Origin of the sequence: Methylobacterium sp. BE186, assembly GCF_031457035.1 — a bacterium.
GTDB classification, from domain to species: domain Bacteria; phylum Pseudomonadota; class Alphaproteobacteria; order Rhizobiales; family Beijerinckiaceae; genus Methylobacterium; species Methylobacterium segetis.
Map to the genome: position 1 here is coordinate 125,808 of NZ_JAVDVV010000012.1, position 16,792 is coordinate 142,599.

The following is a 16,792-nucleotide window of genomic DNA, read 5'->3' on the forward strand; positions in this document are numbered from 1 at the left end:
TCTCCGACTCAGCCGGCTGTCCGCATCATGGGTGAATCGACCGAACGGGCGCGGGCGCTCCGGAGAGCACAGACTGCCGCGGAGGCCCGGCTCTGGCGCGTGCTGCGGCGGCGTCAGCTCAACGGGTACAAGTTTCGCCGGCAATGGCCGATCGACGGGTTCGTCGCGGATCTCGCCTGCATCGAGGCGGGGCTCGTCGTGGAGGTCGACGGCGCCACGCACGGGCGGCCGCCCGAGCAGCGGCGTGACGCCGAACGCAGCAGCGCTCTCGGGCGCTGCGGCTTCGAGGTGCTGCGGGTGTCGAATGCGGACGTGATGGAAAATCTCGAGGGCGTGCGCGAGACGATCCTCGCGGCCGTCGAGCGCCGGGTCAGCCTCTAGACACCCACCTCTCCCGAACGGGAGAGGGGACCTGCGCCTATCCGTCGGTGAAGGCGCTCCGGTAGGCGAAGAGGCCGGGCACGCCGCCCGTCATCACGAAGAGCACGGTCGAGCCCGCCGGATAGCGGCCGGACCGGACGTCGTGCAGGAGGCCGGCGAAGGCCTTGCCGCTGTAGACCGGATCGAGGAGCAGCCCCTCGCTGCGCGCCATCAGGCGCAGGGCCTCGCGCATGGACTCGGTCGGGATCCCGTAATCCGCGCCGCGATGGGCGCCGTCCACGTCGATGTCCCGAGGCTCGAGGGGCGGGCCGGCGCCGAGCAGATCGAGGGTCGCGTTCGCCTTGGCCAGCGTCGTGGCCGCCGCCTCGTCGGCCGGGGCGAGCACCGTGTGGGAGCGGGCGAGGCGCGGGTCGGCGCCCGCTGCCCGCAATCCGGCGGCGAGCCCGGCATGGGTGCCGCTGCTGCCGTTCGGGACGACGATGTTGGCGAGCGACAGGCCCATCGCCGCCGCCTGCTCCAGGATCTCGGCGGCGCAGGCGGCGTAGCCGAGGCAGCCGACCGGGCTCGATCCGCCGGAGGGGAAGACGTAGACTCGGCGGCCAGCCCTGCGCAGGGCGTCGGCCCGTTCCTCGGCCGCGGCGAGGGAATCCGCGCCGCCCGGCAATTCGTGGACATGGGCCCCGAACAATTCGTCGAGGAAGCGGTTGCCGTTGCCCGTGTATTCGGGATCGTGCCGCTCGACGGTCCGGGTGAGGAACAGCTCGCAGGCGAAGCCCGACCGCGCCGCCGCCGCTGCGGTCAGGCGGGCATGGTTCGATTGCAGGGCGCCGACCGTGATCACGGTGTCGGCGCCCTCGGCGCGGGCGGCGCCGAGCAGGTATTCGAGCTTGCGCAGCTTGTTGCCGCCGAGGCCGAACCCCGCGAGGTCGTCCCGCTTCACGAGGAGGCGCACGCCGCGCACCGCCTCGCCGAGATCGCGGGCGAGGCCCGGCAGCGGCTCGATCGGGCTCGGCAGGCCGACGAGCCCGAGGCGCGGAAAGCGGTCCGGACCCGGCACGGACGCGCTACTCGGCCGCCGGCAGGGTGGCCGCGCGCAGCCGGGGTTCCTTGCCGCGGGCGGTCTCGTCGAGGGCGTCGGTGAATTGCAGGGCGGCGAGCTGCGCGTAGAGCGCGCCCTGCGCGAGCAGGCTCTCGTGCGTTCCCTCCTCGACGATCCGGCCCTCGTCGAGGACGAGGATGCGGTCGGCGGCGCGGATCGTCGCGAGGCGGTGGGCGATGACGAGGGTGGTGCGCCCCTGCATCAGCGTGTCGAGGGCGGCCTGCACCGCGCGCTCGCTCTCGGCATCGAGCGCCGAGGTGGCCTCGTCGAGGAGCAGGATCGGCGCGTCCTTCAGGATGGCGCGGGCGATGGCGATGCGCTGGCGCTGGCCGCCGGACAGGGTGACCCCGCGCTCGCCGACCAGCGTGCCGTAGCCCTCCGGCAGCGCCGCGATGAAGCCGGCCGCGTTGGCGAGGGAGGCGGCGTGCCGGACCTCGTCCTCGCTGGCGCCCGGCCGGCCGTAGCGGATGTTCTCGAGCACCGAGCCCGAGAAGACGGTCGGCTCCTGGGGCACGAGGGAGAGCCGCTCGCGCACCGCGTCCGGATCGGCCTTGGCGATGTCGACGCCGTCGATCCGCACGGAGCCCGATTGCGGGTCGTAGAAGCGCAGGAGCAGCTGGAAGATCGTGGTCTTGCCCGCGCCCGACGGGCCGACGATGGCGATGCGCTCGCCGGGTGCGGCCGTGAAGCTGACGCCGCCGAGCGAGGCGTGCTCGGGCCGCGTCGGGTAGGCGAAGCGCACGGCGTCGAACCCCACCTCGCCGCGGGCGGGCTCGGGCAGGGGACGCGGGTCCGCGGGGGCGCGGATCGCGGGCTCGGCGGCCAGGATCTCGCCGAGGCGCTCGGCGGCGCCCGCGGCCTGCGCGAGCTCGCCGTAGACCTCCGAGAGCTGGCCGAGGGCGCTCGCGCCGAACACGGCGTAGAGCACGAATTGCGAGAGCTGGCCCGCCGTCATCGTGTGGGCGAGCACCCCTTGCGCGCCGTACCACATCACGCCGACGACGCTCGACGAGATGAGGAAGATGGCGACGCCCGTGAGGAGCGCACGGGCCGTGATGGAGGCGCGGGCGGCGCCGTAGGCGTTCTCAGAGGCCCGGGCGAAGCGGTCGGCGGTCGCCCGGCCCATGCCGAAGGCCTGCATCGTGCGCACCGCCCCGACGGCTTCGGCCGCGTAGGCGGAGGCGTCCGCGAGCCGGTCCTGCGCGGCCCGCGAGCGGCGCCGCACGCCGCGTCCCGACAGGATCAGGGGGAAGACGATCAGCGGGATCGCGGCCAGCACCAGCACGGAGAGCTGCGGGCTCGTGATCACCATCATCGCCACGGCGCCGACGAACAGGAAGGCGTTGCGCAGGAGGATCGAGATCGAGACTCCGAAGACCGATTTCACCTGCGTGGCGTCGGCGGTGAGCCGCGAGACGATCTCGCCGGATTGCGCTTTGTCGAAGAAGGCGGGGTCGAGCACCGTGAGCCGGCGGAACACGGCCGAGCGCAGATCGGCGACGACGCGCTCGCCGAGGGTGACCACGGTGTAGTAGCGCGCCGCGCTCGACAGGGCGAGGACCGCCACGACTCCGAGGAGCGCGAGGAAATAGGCGTCGATGACGCTGTGGCCCTCGGGGGAGAAGCCGTGGTCGATCACCCGGCGCATCGCGATCGGCACGACGAGGGTGGCGCCCGAGGCGAATAGCAGCGAGACGAAGGCGGCGAGGATGCGACCGCGATAGGCCGAGGCGAAGGGGATCAGCGGGCGCAGCGCGCTCAACGACGCCTTGCCGCGTCCTTTGCCGGGCGTCGTGTCAGGGGCGGCCATCGTGCCTCGCCGTCATCGTTTCACACTCACAGAAGATCAGGTTTCGTCCGCGCTTGTTCGCTCGGCAAGGCTGCGGTATACGCGCGCCTTCATCCGATTGCGCGTGTTCAATGGCCGCGGGCCGCCGAAACGAGCCGGTCGGCGTGGCTATTCAAGGACTTCGTCATGGCAAAGAACGCGGCCGACAAGGCCAAGGGGACCGAGCATCCCGACTACCACTTCATCAAGGTCGTGATGACCGACGGGTCCGAGTACACGACCCGCTCGACCTACGGCAAGGAAGGCGACACGCTCAACCTCGACATCGACCCGCTCACGCACCCGGCCTGGACCGGCGGCGAGCAGAAGATGCTCGATCGCGGCGGCCGCGTCTCGCGCTTCAACTCGCGCTTCGGCAGCCTCAGCTTCGGCAAGAAGTAACCGGCGCGAGATCAACGCAGCCGATTCGGCGGGCGGCTCCTCACGGGGCCGCCCGTTTCGTTTGGGGGCGCCCGTCGCTCAGTGCGACGGCGCGAAGGCGGAGCGCAGCAGGCCCTGCTGGGCGGCGACCGGGCTCTCCTGCGGCTCCGGCGTCGGCCGGTCCTCCGAGATCAGCGTGTCGAGGTGCAGGATCCGGTCGTGCAGGCGGCGGGCGCGGCGGGTCAGGTCCTGCAGGCGCAGCGGCAGCAGGCTCAGCGTGTCCGCGCGGCTCGGATCGAGGGCGCTGAGCTTGACCCGCGTCTTCTCCTCGACCGCCTGGCCCGCCGTGATCTCGCCCTCGGCCACCGCGCGCTGCACGAGGAGCCAGGAGGCGATCTGCATCAGGAGGGTCGTCAGCCGCATGCTCTCGGCGGCGTAGCTCAGGGTCGCGTCGCGCGAGATCAGGCGCGATTCGGCGCGGCCCTCGCCGTCCAGATAGGCGGCGGTCTCCTCGACCAGCGCCATGCCGTCCCGGAACAGGGTCCGGAAGGCCTCCGAGTTGACGTAGGTCTCCCCGAAGCTGACCCAGTCCCGCTCGTCCCGGAACGTGACGTCGAACCCGTTCATCGTGCCTCCTGTGCCGCGGCCGGCTCGTTTCGTCCCGAAATGGGGCAGGGCCGGCGCTCTCGACAGCGTTCGGCGCAAATGTAGCGCCGCAGGTCGATCTCCGCTGGGTTAACCCGGCATCAAGGTTAACGCGCGAGACCGGCGCCCGGCCTTCAAGATCGCGCGATGCCGCCCAGCGGCGTGAGCAAAAGAAAAAAGCCGCCCGAAGGCGGCTTGAAAGGAGTCTACAGGGAGGCATCAAACAGAGTGGACGGAGGTCCCACTCGACATCCAGAAGTCTGGATGCCCCTTTTATGGATGAGAAAGGTTAACGACCGGTTAAGCCGGGGCCGCGTCAGGCGGCGAGGCTCTCGAACAGGCCCCGCCCGTCGATGCCGCCGACGAGCCCTTCGACGAAGTTCTCCGGATGCGGCATCATCCCGAGCACGTTGCGCGCCTCGGAATAGATGCCCGCGATGGAGTTCAGGGACCCGTTGCGGTTGGCGTCGATCGTCAGGGCGCCGGCCGCGTCGCAATAGCGGAAGGCGACCCGGCCCTCGCCCTCGATCCGGGCGATCGTGTCGGGATCGGCGAAGTAATTGCCCTCGCCATGCGCCACGCAGACGTCGATGACCTGGCCCTCGCGGTAGGCCGAGGTGAAGCGCGTGTCGGCCCGCTCCACGCGCAGCGTTTGCCGGTGGCAGATGAAGCGGCGGTTGATGTTGCGCATGAGCACGCCCGGCAACAGGCCGGATTCGCACAGGATCTGGAAGCCGTTGCAGATGCCGAGGACGAGGCCGCCCCGCGCCGCGTGGGCCCGCACCGCATCCATCGCGGCGGCGCGCCCCGCGATCGCGCCGCAGCGGAGATAGTCGCCGTAGGAGAAGCCGCCGGGCAGCACGGCGAGGTCGGTGCCGGGCGGCAGCTCGGTCTCGGCGTGCCAGACCTTGGTGACGTCGGCACCGGCGAGCCGGAGGGCGCGCGCGACGTCCCCGTCGCGGTTCGAGCCCGGGAAGACGACGATCGCCGCGCGCATCAGGCGATCTCGATCGCGTAGTTCTCGACCACCGTGTTCGCGAGCAGCTTCTCGCAGGCGGTCTTCAGCGTGGCCTCGGCGGCCGCGCGGTCGGAGCCCTCGACCTCGATGTCGAAGACCTTGCCCTGGCGGACGCCGCCGACATCCTGGATGCCGAACGACTTCAGCGCGGACTCGATCGCCTTGCCCTGGGGATCCAGCACTCCGGTCTTCAGGGTGACGATGATTCGCGCTTTCATGATCGGGGACTCGCGTGTGATCGGGGCCGTCTGCCGATAGGGTGTATTCGCTGCGCTGGCAACGGAGTGCGGCGCCCACGCCCCTTGCACGGGCGGCACCCGGCCGAGGCCGCTCGTTTCCGCACGGTGGCGTGAGGCGATAACTCTCCGCCCGGTCGCGCGGCTCAGCGGCGGGGCGGGGCGGCCCGGATCGGCTCGATGCTGACGGCGCGCCGCCAGAGCTGCAGCATGATCCAGGCGGCCAGCAGGCTGAACAGAGCCATCAGGACGTGGCCGACGCGGTCGCCGAGCTCGAACAGGCCGGCCAGCGCCCAACCCGCAGCGATCGCGGCGGCGAAGACCTCGGTCCCGACCAGCACCATCATGCTCAGGATGGTGATGAGGTTGCGCGTGTTCACTGTCGAAACTTCCCGTCGAACCGGCTGATGAGCCGCTCAGCGCAGGGCCAGTAGCGCGATTGGTCCCTCCCGCGCAACCGAGGGCGCGGGCGACGGGGCGGGAGCGCCCGTGTGGCGGGCCGCGGGCCCGCCCCCGGGCCTCAGCGCGGGGCGCGCTTGGCGAGGATGCGCTGGAGCGTGCGTCGGTGCATGTTCAGCCGCCGGGCCGTCTCGGAGACGTTGCGGCCGCACAGCTCGTAGACCCGCTGGATGTGCTCCCAGCGCACGCGGTCGGCCGACATCGGGTTCTCGGGCGGGTCCGCACGCTCGCCCGGCTGGGCCATCAGCGTCCCGTGGATCTCGTCCGCGTCGGCCGGCTTGGCGAGGTAGTCGAACGCGCCGAGCTTCACCGCCGTCACGGCGGTGGCGATGTTGCCGTAGCCCGTCAGGATGACGCCGCGCGCATCCGGGCGGCGCTCCTTCAGGCGCGCGATCACGTCGAGGCCGTTGCCGTCGCCGAGGCGCATGTCGATGACCGCGAAGGCGGGTGCGCGGGTCTCGACGGCGGTGACGCCCTCGGCGACGCTCTCCGCGACCTGGACCGCGTAGCCCCGGCTCTCCATGGCCCGGGCGAGACGCGTCGAGAAGGGCTTGTCGTCGTCTACGATCAGGAGGCTGCGGTCGGAGAAGGCCGCCAGAGGATCGTTCTCCGAGAGGGTCACGGCCTCGGCGGCGGGCGCCGAGGTCCCCGATTGCGTCAGCATACGACGCTCCTTGTTTCGTCGTGGTTGATCAGAGGTTTATATAGGTGCCGCGCTGCGTTCCGTTAGGGGTTGGCCCACAACTTCCGGAGCGTGGCGCGGGACGGCTCCGCGCTCGAAGACGGGGCGCGGCCACGCGATCTGGACGACGGCGCCGGTGCTGCCCGGCGACGACATGTTGGACAGGGTGAGCAGCGCCCCGGAGCGCTCGATCAGGGTCTTGGCGATGAACAGGCCGAGCCCGAGCCCCGCCCCCACGGTATCGCCCTGCACCGTCCGGTCGGGGCTCCGTGTGGTGACGTAGGGCTCGCCCGCGCGCAGCAGCACCTCGCTGGAGAAGCCCGGCCCGTCGTCCCGGATCTCCAGGAAGACGCGCTCCAGATCCCAGTGCGCCTCGATCACCACGCGCGAATCGGCGAAATCGACGGCGTTGTCGACGATGTTGGCGAGCCCGAACATGACGCCGGGATTGCGCCGGCAGATCGGCTCCGGGCCCTCGCCGCGGCTCGAGACCGCGAGCTGGATGCCGAGCGCCCGCTGAGGCGCCGCCAGCTCCTCGACGAGGTGGCTGAAGGTGACGGTGGCGAGGAAGCCCGTCTCGTCGCTGTCGAGGGAGGTGAGCTTCTGGAGGATGCCGCGGCAGCGGTCGACCTGCTCGCGCAGGAGTTCCAGATCCTCGGCCACGCCGGGCGAGGCGGTCGGGCCGAGTTGCCGGACGAGCTCCTTCGTCACGACCATGATGGTTCCGAGCGGCGTGCCCAGTTCGTGCGCCGCCGCCGCGGCGAGGCCGTCGAGCTGCGACAGGTGCTGCTCGCGGGCAAGGACCAGCTCGGTCGCAGCCAGCGCCTGGGCGAGCTGCCGGGTCTCCTCCGCCACCCGCCACGCGTAGACGCCGGTGAAGGCGGTGCCGAGGAGGATCGCCGTCCACACCCCCGAGATGTAGAGGAAGGGCAGCTCGATCCGCCCGTCGGCGAACCAGGGCAGGGGCCGGTGGACGAGGGCGAGCAGGGTCGCGAGCCCGATCGCGAGGAGCCCGAGCGCGAGGGTCCGCTCCGGCGGCAGGGCGGTGGCCGAGATGAGGACGGGGGCGAGGAACAGGAGCGAGAACGGATTCTGCAGGCCGCCCGTCAGGAAGAGCAGGGCCGCGAGCTGGATGATGTCGAAGGCGAGGAGCAGGGCGGCCGAATCATCGCTCAGGCGGTAGCTCGCCGGGAAGCGGATGCGCAGGGCGAGGTTCAGCCAGGACGAGGCCGCGATGACGAGGAAGCACCAGCCGAAGGGCAGGGCGAGGCCGAGCCCGAACTGCGCGCCGACCACGGCCGCGCTCTGACCGGTGATCGCGAGCCAGCGCAGGCGCACGAACGTGTCGAGCCGAAGGTGGCGGGCATCTCGGACGAAGCCGTTCGGACTCGGATCAGACATGGCGACAGAACGATAGGGCCGGACCAGGCGCCGTCCAGGGTGAGCGCCAGGGTGATCGCCAAGGTGATCGCCAAGTCGTTCGCTCAGTCGTTCGCCACGTCGTTGTGCGACGATTCATCCAGGAACGTGTAGACTGGCACTCCGTTGCCAGTCGCGTGCCCGGGGGGTGCGCGTGGCGTGACGAGGACGACGCCATGGATCTCGCCTATTTCTGGTACGAAGGCGCCCGGCTGATGCTGTCGCCGGCACGCGTGGCCGCCGACGTGACGCGCCACAGCCTTCGGCACCCGGGCAATCCGGCCGCCTACTCGCCCTATGCCCGCTCGATCGCCGCGGGCTGCGAGATGTTCGAGCGCGTGACGCGCCGCTACGGCAAGCCGTCCTTCGACCTGGATGAGACGGTGGTCGGCGGCGAGCGCGTGCCCGTCACCGAGCGGGTCGTCTGGGAGCGCCCGTTCTGCCGCGTGATCAGCTTCGACCGCGGCTTCCTGCGCCGGCCCGCCGAGCCCCAATCGAAGCTCCTGATCGTCGCGCCGATGTCGGGCCACTACGCCACGCTGCTGCGCGGCACCGTGGAGGCCATGCTGCCGAACCACGACGTCTACATCACCGACTGGGCCGATGCGCGGATGGTGCCGATCACCGCCGGCAACTTCGATCTCGACACCTACATCGATTATCTCAAGGACATCTTCCGGGACCTCGGACCGGACCTGCACGTCATGGCCGTCTGCCAGCCCGCCGTGCCGGTGATCGCGGCGGTGGCCGTGATGGAGGCGCAGGAGGCCGCCGGCGTCCCCCTCTCAATGACGCTGATGGGCGGGCCCATCGACACGCGCCGCTCGCCGACCGCCGTCAACTGCCTCGCGCAGGAGCGCGGCTCGGACTGGTTCGAGCGCCATTGCATCACCCTGGTGCCGCCGATCTATCCGGGGGGGTGGCGGCGCGTCTATCCGGGCTTCCTGCAGCTCTCGGGGTTCATGGCGATGAACCTCGACCGGCACGTCACCGCCCATGCCGAGATGTTCGACCATCTCGTGAAGGGCGACGGCGACTCGGCCGAGAAGCACCGCGACTTCTACGACGAGTACCTCGCCGTGATGGACCTCACCGCCGAGTTCTACCTGCAGACGGTGCGCACGGTGTTCGTCGAGCACGCCCTGCCGAACGGCACGATGCTGCATCATGGCGCCCCGGTCGACCTCACCGCCATCCGGCGCTGCGCGATCCTCGCCGTCGAGGGCGAGAACGACGACATCTCCGGCGTCGGGCAGACCCGGGCGGCCCTCGACCTCACCCCGAACCTGCCCGACGCGCGCAAGGTCTATCACCTGCAGACGGGGGTGGGGCATTACGGCGTGTTCAACGGCTCGCGCTTCCGCAGCGTGATCGCGCCGCGGATCACGCGCTTCACTCGCGAGATGGAGGCGCGTCCGGCGACGGTCCCGCATCTGCGTCGGGTCGTCTGAGGCGGCGCGCAGGGAGCCGATCCCGAACGAACGGACCGGCTCGGAGCGGGATGCCCCATCGACGCGAGGAATTCGCGACGCTGTGGCGCCGAGCGGCTGGAGCAATCGCGGCCGCCGGCTTAAGCTTGAGCATGCCTCTCGCCCTCCTGCGTCGGCCCGATCCCGAGCACCTCGACATCCTCCACGGGGGTGAGCCCCTGCGCGTATCCCTACGGCGCTGGCCTGCGGCGCGCCGTCTGACCCTGCGCGTCTCGCAGGCGACCGGCGAGGTGATCCTGACGCTGCCGACGCGAACCTCGATCGCGACCGCGCAGCGTTTCGTGGCAAGCCATGGCGGCTGGATCGCGGCGCGCCTCGCCCGCGTCCCGGCCCGCGTCCTCTTCGAGCCCGGGGCGAGCCTGCCCGTGCGCGGCGTCCCGCACAGGATCGAGCATCGCGGCGCCCGCAGCGGCGCGACGCGCCTGGAGCAGATCGGCGGCGAGGCGGTGATCTCGGTCTCCTGCGACCCCGCCTTCGTCGGCCGGCGCGTGCGCGACTGGCTGCAGCGCGAGGTCCGCGCGGATCTCGCCGAGGCGGTCGCGCGCTACACGGCCGCGCTCGGGCAGGCGCCGACCCGGATCACGATCCGCGACACGCGCAGCCGCTGGGGATCCTGCACCGCGCGGGGCGAGCTGAATTTCTCCTGGCGCCTGATCCTGGCGCCGCCCCTCGTGCTCGACTACCTCGTCGCGCACGAGATGGCGCATCTGCGCGAGATGAACCACTCGCAGCGCTTCTGGAGCCTTCTCGGCGACCTCTGCCCGCACGTCGACGAGGCGGAAGCCTGGCTCAAGCGCAACGGTGCGAGCCTGCACCGCTACGGTTGAGCCACGCTCCCGATCGCGCTCAGCCCTTCACGCGCAGGACGCGCTCCCGCGAGACGCGCTCGACGGGCCAGGTGGGGCGCGGGTCGACCTCGCCGGGGTTCAGGGTGCGCGGCGCCACGCTGTCACAGAGCTCCCGCTGCCGGACGATCGTGGCATGCCCGTCGGCGTCCCGGCGGCGGATGAAGCCGCCTTCGTGGCAGAAGCCCGCGATCGCCGCCGAGGAGCCGGCGCGCCGCCCGTAGGGATTGCGCGAGACGGGCGGGTGCTCAACCGTCAGTGTCGCGTCGCGGTTGAGCGACCGCTCGACATACGTCGTCTCGCCGATGGGCAGGCCCTGCGCGGCGGCCTGGGAGAGACCGGCTCCAAGAAGAAGGGCCGGGAGGAGGATGTGACGCATGGGGGACTCGATCCGGATCAGGAGCACTGGTCCGTCCAATCTAGAGCTTGGCCGCGCCGAGGGGTAGCACAATGTGGCGAAAATGAGCCGCGGCCGGTCGCTTGACAGGGTACGGCCCAGCATGGTCGGAACACCGGGCTCCCGGCCCCGTGCCCCTTCGGGCCGGGGCGTTCCAGCAAGGATGTGTCGCGTGGGTCTGCGGAAGAGGCTCGATCGAATCCGGTGCGCCGCCGCCTCCCTCGCCGTCGCATTGCCCCTGGTCGCGGGGCTCGGCGTCGCGGGCGCCGCGGCCCAGGGCACCGTCCGGAAGACCTTCGACGACTGGCAATTGCGCTGCGAGACGCCCGCGGGCGCGAAGGCGGAGCAATGCGCGCTGGTCCAGTACCTCGCGGCGGAGGACCGGCCGAACCTGTCCCTCGTCGTCATCGTTCTGAAGACCGCCGACAACCGCGGCTACCTGCTGCGGGTCGTTGCCCCGCTCGGCATCCTGCTGCCCTCCGGGCTCGGCCTGAAGATCGACCAGACCGATATCGGGCGCGCGGGCTTCGTACGCTGCCTGACCACCGGCTGCGTCGCCGAGGTGGTGATGGACGACAACCTGATCCGTCAGTTCAAGGCCGGCTCGCAGGCGACGTTCATCGTGTTCCAGACCCCGGAGGAGGGCGTCGGCATCCCTCTCTCGATGAAGGGGTTCGGCGGCGGCTTCGACAATCTGAAATAGCCGCGCCGCGGGGAGGGGCGGCGACGCCGCCGCCGGGAGGACGACGTGATGCGTGTTCGTGTGAGAGCGGGGGTCCCGGCACTGGTTCTGGCGCTCGCCGCCACGGCCGCCGGCGCCGAGGAGGGCAACTTCCTCTCCAATATGTTCAAGTATGGCGGCCCCACCGTGCCGCCCTCGCAGGGCAAGGACCTGGAGCCGCCCTATTGCCCGCCGGTCGGCGTTTCGGAGGGCGGGGCGGCCCTGCAGACGCTGGGCGGGCGCGCGGGCGACAAGGCCAGCATCCGCACGCAGATCACGCTCGGACGGCTCGCCCGCGAATGCACCCGCCGCGAGGACGGCTCGATCACGGTCAAGGTCGGCGTCGAGGGGCGCGTCCTGCTGGGTCCGGCCGGCGCGCCGGGCCGCTTCGACGTGCCGCTCACCATCGCCGTCAAGTCCGACGAGAAGGTCGTGGTGTCCCGCTTCCGCAGGCTCTCCGCCTCGGTCGGCGCGGGCGAGGCGCAGGGCTTCTTCTCGGTGGTCGAGGAGGACATCGCCGTCCCGGCCGCGATGACCCGCGACTACGAGATCGAGGTCGGGCTCGGCGGCGGAGCGAAGGCCGCGAAGGCGCCCGCCCGCCGCAAGCCACCGGTGGCGGCCGCGCCCGCTTCGCCCGAGCAGACCGGCGCGAGCCAGTGAGGGCGGCCTCGCGGCCCGCCGCCTGACGGGGCCGCATGCCGATCCCGACGAGTGCCCGCCCCTGGCTCGGCCGCGCGATGCCGTTCTCGCTGGAGCTGACCGACGATCCGGTCTTCACCCATCGCCTCCGCATTCCCGCGGCAGGGGAGGGGGACTGGATCACGCTCACCGTTCTCGGCGACCCGTCGAAGGCGCCGCTCCGGCCGATGCTGCGGCTGCTCCGGGCCGGGCGGCCCGACGACGAGTTCCTCCTGCCGGGCGTCACCGAGGGCGCGGCGCACTGGCTCGGCTACCTGCCGGCCGGGCTGCGCGAGATCCGCCTCGCCGCCGGCCCCGGCCTCCGGCTCGACCGCGTCGGGCTGCGCACCCAGGCCAGCGTGTTCACCGAGTGCCTGTTCAAGCGGCCGCGGCGGTTCCCGGCCGCGCTCTACACCTTCCTGCGCCGCGACGAGCGCCGCTTCCGCGACATCCTCCGCGGGTCCTGCGCCGTCACGGCGCTCGCCCGCTACGCGGCCTGGGCCGCCGCCCGCGCCGGGCCGCCCGCGGAGACGCCCGATCTGACCGCAGGCCCGCTGCGCATCCTGATTCCCGCCGGGGGAGGGGAGGGCGCCGGCCTCGCCCGGACGCTCGCCTCGCTGCGCGCCCAGACGCATCCGGGCTGGGAGGCCCTCGTGCTCCACGCGGCGGGCGGCCGCCACGTCCCGAACGATGATCCGCGCGTCGCGCAGCGCCCGTTCGCGCCGGACGAGACCCTCGCCGATCTCGTCGAGGCGAGCGACGCGATCCTCCCGCTCAGTCCGGGCGATGCGCTGCGACCCGAGGCTCTCGCCCGCCTCGGAGCGCGCCTCCATGCCCGGTCCGATCTCGACCTCGTCTACGCCGACGCCCTCGACCCGGACGGGCGGCCCCGGCTGAAGCCCGACTGGAGCCCCGACCTCGCGCTGGCGACCGCTTATGTCGGCCGCCCCGCCCTCTATTCCGCCCGTCTTCTCCTGCGCGCCGGCGGCTCGGCCGCGGATGCGCCGGCGCTCGTCGGCGCGCTCGCGATCGCTACGGCGTCGGCCCGGGCGGTCGAGCACGTGCCGCAGGTTCTCTGCGATCTCGGCGCGCCGGCCGCCGCGCCCTCCGCCGAGGAGGTCGGACGGGTCCTCGCCGCCATCGCCTCGCCTGCCATCGCCGAGGCCCGCGAGGGCGGCGTCTTGCTCCGCTGGCCGCTGCCCGACCCCGCGCCGCTCGTCAGCGTCGTCATCCCCTCCCGCGACCGCATCGACCTCATCGCCCGCGTCTGCCGGGGCGTCCTGCAGGAGACGGGCTATGCGGCCCTCGAACTCATCATCGTCGACAACGGATCGACCGATCCGGCCGTGCTCGCCCATTACGAGGCCTTGCGCCGCGACGACCGGGTCCGGATCGTGCCCCATCCCGAGCCCTTCAACTTCTCCGCCATGGTGAATGCGGGCGTCGCCGCCGCGGCGGGCGAGGTGGTGGTGCTCCTCAACAACGACGTCGCGGTGCTCGCCGCGGGCTGGCTCGAGGCGATGGTCCGGCAGGCCTGCCGGCCGGAGGTCGGAGCGGTCGGCGCCAAGCTCCTCTACGGGGACGGGCGCCTCCAGCACGCGGGCGTCGTGGTCGGCCTGGGCGGCCGGGCCGGGCACAGCCTGCGCCGCCGCCCCGCCGGGTCGCCGGGGCGCCTCGGCCAATTGCGCGTCGCGCACGAGGTCTCGGCGGTGACGGCCGCCTGCCTCGCCGTCCGGCGCGACCGCTACCAGGCGGTCGGCGGCTTCGACGCGGAGGCTTTCCCGGTCGATTTCAACGACGTCGATTTCTGCCTGCGCCTCGGCGCGGCGGGCTGGAAGACGGTCTGGACGCCGGAGGCCGAGCTCGCGCATCTCGAATCCGTGAGCCGCGGCCCGGCCGTCGGCGCGGCGCGCAGGCGCTTCGAGGCCGAGGCTGCGCGCTTCTCCGAGCGCTGGCGGGCCATCATCCGCCACGACCCGTTCTACCACCCGGCGCTCTCGGTCACGACCTTCGGCGAGGATCTCGAATAGGCGGGCAGACGAAAGGGGCCGCCGCTTCCGCGGGGCCCCTTGGCCGAGGTTCCGACGATCCGGCCGGAGCCGGGCCGATTACTGGACGAGGCGCGGGCCGCCCGTCTGGACCTTCTCGTTCTCGGACATGATCCCGAGGCGCTTGGCGACCTCGGTATAGGCCTCGATCAGGCCGCCGAGATCCTTGCGGAAGCGGTCCTTGTCGAGCTTGTCCGACGACTTGATGTCCCACAGGCGGCAGGAATCCGGGGAGATCTCGTCGGCCACCACGATCCGCATCAGGTCGCCCTCCCAGAGGCGGCCCGTCTCCATCTTGAAGTCCACGAGCCGGATGCCGACCCCGAGGAAGAGGCCCGACAGGAAGTCGTTCACCCGGATGGCGAGCGCCATGATGTCGTCGATCTCCTGCGGCGTCGCCCAGCCGAAGGCGGTGATGTGCTCCTCCGAGACCATCGGGTCGTTGAGCTGATCGTTCTTGTAGTAGAACTCGATGATCGAGCGCGGCAGCTGCGTGCCTTCCTCGAGGCCGAGCCGCGTCGCGAGCGAGCCCGCGGCCACGTTGCGCACCACCACCTCGAGCGGGATGATCTCGACTTCGCGGATCAGCTGCTCGCGCATGTTCAGGCGGCGGATGAAGTGGGTCGGCACGCCGATATCGTTGAGGTGCTGGAAGACGAATTCCGAGATCCGGTTGTTCAGCACGCCCTTGCCGTCGATGACCTCGTGCTTCTTCGCGTTGAAGGCGGTCGCGTCGTCCTTGAAGTGCTGGATGAGCGTTCCGGGCTCCGGACCCTCGTAGAGGACCTTCGCCTTGCCCTCGTAGATGCGACGGCGGCGGTTCATAGGCGTGTACCGTGGTTTGAGGAAGTCCATGGGCCGTGACTCCTTGGCGACCAAACGATGTGCGGAATCCGCGGCGTGGCGGCCTGATCGAAGGCCGGGCCGCGCGTGCTTATCGTTGCCGATCGCCACCGGCGGCCGGCTGCCAAAGTACCCGAAGCGGGTTGGCAGCACAACGCGTTAGCCTTGCGCGCGATCCCGTCGCGCGTCCTGCGGGAGGCCCGGACCCTCGCGGAGAGGGCGCGCGTCAGAGGGTCTTCGAGGGGTAGCGGCAGAGATCGTTGATGGGGCAGCGCGGGCATTCCGGCCGGCGCGCCTTGCAGATGTAGCGCCCGAACAGGATCAGCCAGTGATGCGCGTTCAGGCGGTAGGGCGCGGGCACGATCGCCTCGAGCCCCGCCTGCACCTTGTCGGTGGTCGGCGCCACCACGAGGGGGATCCGGTTCGAGACCCGGAAGATGTGGGTATCGACCGCGATCGTCTCGACGCCGAAGGCCACGTTCAGCACCACGCTCGCGGTCTTCGTGCCGACGCCCGGCAGCACCTCCAGCGCGTCGCGCGCGCGCGGCACCGCCCCCCCATGCCGCTCCACCAGGATCTGCGAGAGGGCGATGACGTTCTTCGCCTTGGTGTTGAAGAGGCCGATCGTCCGGATGAAGTCGCGCACCCGCTCCTCGCCGAGGCCGAGCATCTTCTCCGGCGTGTCGGCGACCGCGAAAAGGGGCGCCGTCGCGAGGTTGACGCTGCGGTCGGTCGCCTGGGCCGAGAGCACGACGGCGACGAGGAGCGTGTAGGCGTTGACGTAGGCGAGCTCGGCGCGCGGCTCCGGATTCAGGGCACTCAGCCGCCGGAAGATCTCCGCGACGGTCTCGGGCCCGACGGGCGCCGGCGCCGTCTCCACACGGGCGACGAGGGGAGCTTCGAGGTCCGCTGCGACGCGGCTTTTCCCGGTGCGGATCGACTGACGGCGGGCCATGGCCGCCTTATATGGTGTGCATGGCGAGCGGCAACCTTTCGGCCCATCCCGACGGCCTCGATCCTGACAGCATGGACCGGCCCGTCTTCTCGGCGACGATCCGGCCGCACCAATCCTTAGGTCGCCGGGGCTTCCGCGTCGTGATGGCGGGCTGCTGCCTCGTCTCGGTCGCCACCTCGATCTGGTGCATCCGCATGGGCTTCTGGCCTGTGGCGGGGTTCTTCGGCATCGACATGCTGGCGCTCTACGCCGCCCTGAAGGTGAGCGCGCGCCGCGGCCGTTCCTTCGAGGAGGTGATGATCTCCCAGATCGAGGTGCTGCTCGCGCGGGTCAGCCACCGGGGGGAGCGGCGTGAATGGCGGTTCAACCCGCTCTGGACGAAGATCGCGAAGGTGGAGGACGAGGAATACGGCCTGCAGCGCCTGACCCTGGTGTCGCGGCGGCAGGCAGTGCTCGTCGCCCGCGACGCCTCGCCCGACGAGCGCGCGCGCATCGCGCAAGGGCTCGATCGGGCGCTGGCCTCCGTGAAGAAGGGCTACTGAGCGGCGCCGGGGCGGGTCCTGTCACGGTCGTGTCGCGGGATTTTCATGGGTCTGTGATTTTTCGGGTTGACGTTTTTGGGGGTGGTCCGTATACCGCTGCTCATCGGCGCCGGCCGCGGAAGTGG

General features: G+C 71.3%; 19 protein-coding genes. 8 read left to right on the top strand and 11 right to left on the bottom strand.

Going from position 1 to position 16,792, the window contains the following annotated elements; translation table 11 throughout:
• The first annotated feature begins 27 nt into the window (after positions 1 to 27).
• Complete coding sequence (locus J2X36_RS14455; protein ID WP_310350822.1) at positions 28 to 381, top strand: DUF559 domain-containing protein; 354 nt, start codon at positions 28 to 30, stop codon at positions 379 to 381.
• Between the two features lie 37 nt (positions 382 to 418).
• Here the strand turns inward: J2X36_RS14455 and J2X36_RS14460 are convergent, their stop codons facing one another.
• Positions 419 to 1,438, bottom strand: coding sequence for a D-cysteine desulfhydrase family protein (locus J2X36_RS14460; protein ID WP_310350824.1), 1,020 nt, complete (start codon positions 1,436 to 1,438; stop codon positions 419 to 421).
• Between the two features lie 7 nt (positions 1,439 to 1,445).
• Positions 1,446 to 3,290 (bottom strand): ABC transporter transmembrane domain-containing protein, encoded by a 1,845-nt coding sequence (locus J2X36_RS14465; RefSeq protein ID WP_132255985.1) that lies wholly within the window; start codon positions 3,288 to 3,290, stop codon positions 1,446 to 1,448.
• A gap of 165 nt (positions 3,291 to 3,455) precedes the next feature.
• Here J2X36_RS14465 and rpmE point away from each other — a divergent pair, with 165 nt between their 5' ends.
• On the top strand, positions 3,456 to 3,710 hold the full coding sequence (gene rpmE / locus J2X36_RS14470; protein WP_132255986.1) for a 50S ribosomal protein L31: 255 nt from the start codon (positions 3,456 to 3,458) through the stop codon (positions 3,708 to 3,710).
• A gap of 78 nt (positions 3,711 to 3,788) precedes the next feature.
• Here the strand turns inward: rpmE and J2X36_RS14475 are convergent, their stop codons facing one another.
• The 6 genes from J2X36_RS14475 to J2X36_RS14500 all read right to left on the bottom strand — a co-directional run bounded on the left by J2X36_RS14475 (position 3,789) and on the right by J2X36_RS14500 (position 8,130).
• Positions 3,789 to 4,316 (bottom strand): DUF1465 family protein, encoded by a 528-nt coding sequence (locus J2X36_RS14475; protein ID WP_132255987.1) that lies wholly within the window; start codon positions 4,314 to 4,316, stop codon positions 3,789 to 3,791.
• Between the two features lie 334 nt (positions 4,317 to 4,650).
• Positions 4,651 to 5,331 carry a phosphoribosylformylglycinamidine synthase subunit PurQ gene (purQ, locus tag J2X36_RS14480; RefSeq protein ID WP_310350829.1) on the bottom strand — a complete coding sequence of 227 codons (681 nt, stop codon included), beginning with the start codon at positions 5,329 to 5,331 and terminating at the stop codon, positions 4,651 to 4,653.
• Entirely contained in the window at positions 5,331 to 5,570 is a 240-nt protein-coding gene (gene purS, locus J2X36_RS14485) for a phosphoribosylformylglycinamidine synthase subunit PurS (protein WP_132255989.1), read from the bottom strand. Before purS ends, purQ begins: the two co-directional genes overlap by 1 nt.
• A 164-nt stretch (positions 5,571 to 5,734) precedes the next feature.
• A complete protein-coding gene (locus tag J2X36_RS14490) occupies positions 5,735 to 5,968 on the bottom strand; it encodes a hypothetical protein (RefSeq protein ID WP_132255990.1) in 234 nt (77 codons plus the stop codon).
• Positions 5,969 to 6,108: 140 nt separating this feature from the next.
• Positions 6,109 to 6,711, bottom strand: coding sequence for an ActR/PrrA/RegA family redox response regulator transcription factor (locus J2X36_RS14495; RefSeq protein WP_132255991.1), 603 nt, complete (start codon positions 6,709 to 6,711; stop codon positions 6,109 to 6,111).
• 36 nt (positions 6,712 to 6,747) lie between these two features.
• Positions 6,748 to 8,130 carry an ActS/PrrB/RegB family redox-sensitive histidine kinase gene (locus tag J2X36_RS14500; protein WP_132255992.1) on the bottom strand — a complete coding sequence of 461 codons (1,383 nt, stop codon included), beginning with the start codon at positions 8,128 to 8,130 and terminating at the stop codon, positions 6,748 to 6,750.
• Between the two features lie 194 nt (positions 8,131 to 8,324).
• On the opposite strand from J2X36_RS14500, the gene J2X36_RS14505 reads away from it, so the two are divergent.
• Together J2X36_RS14505 and J2X36_RS14510 are read left to right on the top strand one after the other, a co-directional pair.
• Positions 8,325 to 9,599 carry a polyhydroxyalkanoate depolymerase gene (locus J2X36_RS14505; RefSeq protein ID WP_310350834.1) on the top strand — a complete coding sequence of 425 codons (1,275 nt, stop codon included), beginning with the start codon at positions 8,325 to 8,327 and terminating at the stop codon, positions 9,597 to 9,599.
• A gap of 131 nt (positions 9,600 to 9,730) precedes the next feature.
• Positions 9,731 to 10,465, top strand: coding sequence for a SprT family zinc-dependent metalloprotease (locus tag J2X36_RS14510; RefSeq protein WP_310350836.1), 735 nt, complete (start codon positions 9,731 to 9,733; stop codon positions 10,463 to 10,465).
• A gap of 19 nt (positions 10,466 to 10,484) precedes the next feature.
• On the opposite strand, the gene J2X36_RS14515 is transcribed toward J2X36_RS14510, so the two are convergent.
• Entirely contained in the window at positions 10,485 to 10,862 is a 378-nt protein-coding gene (locus J2X36_RS14515) for a hypothetical protein (RefSeq protein WP_207919271.1), read from the bottom strand.
• A 181-nt stretch (positions 10,863 to 11,043) separates the two neighbouring features.
• Between J2X36_RS14515 and J2X36_RS14520 the strand changes: the two genes are divergently transcribed.
• From J2X36_RS14520 to J2X36_RS14530, 3 genes are read left to right on the top strand one after another with little or no spacing between them, the layout of a single operon-like run.
• A complete protein-coding gene (locus J2X36_RS14520; protein WP_310350840.1) occupies positions 11,044 to 11,583 on the top strand; it encodes an invasion associated locus B family protein in 540 nt (179 codons plus the stop codon).
• Between the two features lie 48 nt (positions 11,584 to 11,631).
• Positions 11,632 to 12,261 (top strand): hypothetical protein, encoded by a 630-nt coding sequence (locus J2X36_RS14525; protein ID WP_310350845.1) that lies wholly within the window; start codon positions 11,632 to 11,634, stop codon positions 12,259 to 12,261.
• A 35-nt stretch (positions 12,262 to 12,296) separates the two neighbouring features.
• Positions 12,297 to 14,309 carry a glycosyltransferase gene (locus J2X36_RS14530; RefSeq protein ID WP_310350848.1) on the top strand — a complete coding sequence of 671 codons (2,013 nt, stop codon included), beginning with the start codon at positions 12,297 to 12,299 and terminating at the stop codon, positions 14,307 to 14,309.
• Between the two features lie 78 nt (positions 14,310 to 14,387).
• On the opposite strand, the gene purC is transcribed toward J2X36_RS14530, so the two are convergent.
• Together purC and nth are read right to left on the bottom strand one after the other, a co-directional pair.
• The gene (gene purC, locus J2X36_RS14535; RefSeq protein ID WP_109891388.1) at positions 14,388 to 15,182 is read right to left on the bottom strand and encodes a phosphoribosylaminoimidazolesuccinocarboxamide synthase; all 795 of its coding nucleotides are present in this window, start codon (positions 15,180 to 15,182) and stop codon (positions 14,388 to 14,390) included.
• A gap of 214 nt (positions 15,183 to 15,396) precedes the next feature.
• Positions 15,397 to 16,125 carry an endonuclease III gene (gene nth / locus J2X36_RS14540; RefSeq protein WP_310350856.1) on the bottom strand — a complete coding sequence of 243 codons (729 nt, stop codon included), beginning with the start codon at positions 16,123 to 16,125 and terminating at the stop codon, positions 15,397 to 15,399.
• 20 nt (positions 16,126 to 16,145) lie between these two features.
• Between nth and J2X36_RS14545 the strand changes: the two genes are divergently transcribed.
• Complete coding sequence (locus J2X36_RS14545; protein ID WP_310350858.1) at positions 16,146 to 16,667, top strand: DUF2244 domain-containing protein; 522 nt, start codon at positions 16,146 to 16,148, stop codon at positions 16,665 to 16,667.
• Positions 16,668 to 16,792 lie beyond the last annotated feature (125 nt).

Coding starts and splice junctions, on each gene's coding strand:
- J2X36_RS14455 (WP_310350822.1), top strand. CDS start 28: ATGGGTGAATCGACCGAACGGGCGCGGGCGCTCCGGAGAGCACAGACT.
- J2X36_RS14465 (WP_132255985.1), bottom strand. CDS start 3,290: ATGGCCGCCCCTGACACGACGCCCGGCAAAGGACGCGGCAAGGCGTCG.
- rpmE (WP_132255986.1), top strand. CDS start 3,456: ATGGCAAAGAACGCGGCCGACAAGGCCAAGGGGACCGAGCATCCCGAC.
- J2X36_RS14475 (WP_132255987.1), bottom strand. CDS start 4,316: ATGAACGGGTTCGACGTCACGTTCCGGGACGAGCGGGACTGGGTCAGC.
- purQ (WP_310350829.1), bottom strand. CDS start 5,331: ATGCGCGCGGCGATCGTCGTCTTCCCGGGCTCGAACCGCGACGGGGAC.
- purS (WP_132255989.1), bottom strand. CDS start 5,570: ATGAAAGCGCGAATCATCGTCACCCTGAAGACCGGAGTGCTGGATCCC.
- J2X36_RS14495 (WP_132255991.1), bottom strand. CDS start 6,711: ATGCTGACGCAATCGGGGACCTCGGCGCCCGCCGCCGAGGCCGTGACC.
- J2X36_RS14500 (WP_132255992.1), bottom strand. CDS start 8,130: ATGTCTGATCCGAGTCCGAACGGCTTCGTCCGAGATGCCCGCCACCTT.
- J2X36_RS14505 (WP_310350834.1), top strand. CDS start 8,325: ATGGATCTCGCCTATTTCTGGTACGAAGGCGCCCGGCTGATGCTGTCG.
- J2X36_RS14510 (WP_310350836.1), top strand. CDS start 9,731: ATGCCTCTCGCCCTCCTGCGTCGGCCCGATCCCGAGCACCTCGACATC.
- J2X36_RS14515 (WP_207919271.1), bottom strand. CDS start 10,862: ATGCGTCACATCCTCCTCCCGGCCCTTCTTCTTGGAGCCGGTCTCTCC.
- J2X36_RS14520 (WP_310350840.1), top strand. CDS start 11,044: ATGTGTCGCGTGGGTCTGCGGAAGAGGCTCGATCGAATCCGGTGCGCC.
- J2X36_RS14525 (WP_310350845.1), top strand. CDS start 11,632: ATGCGTGTTCGTGTGAGAGCGGGGGTCCCGGCACTGGTTCTGGCGCTC.
- J2X36_RS14530 (WP_310350848.1), top strand. CDS start 12,297: ATGCCGATCCCGACGAGTGCCCGCCCCTGGCTCGGCCGCGCGATGCCG.
- purC (WP_109891388.1), bottom strand. CDS start 15,182: ATGGACTTCCTCAAACCACGGTACACGCCTATGAACCGCCGCCGTCGC.
- nth (WP_310350856.1), bottom strand. CDS start 16,125: ATGGCCCGCCGTCAGTCGATCCGCACCGGGAAAAGCCGCGTCGCAGCG.
- J2X36_RS14545 (WP_310350858.1), top strand. CDS start 16,146: ATGGCGAGCGGCAACCTTTCGGCCCATCCCGACGGCCTCGATCCTGAC.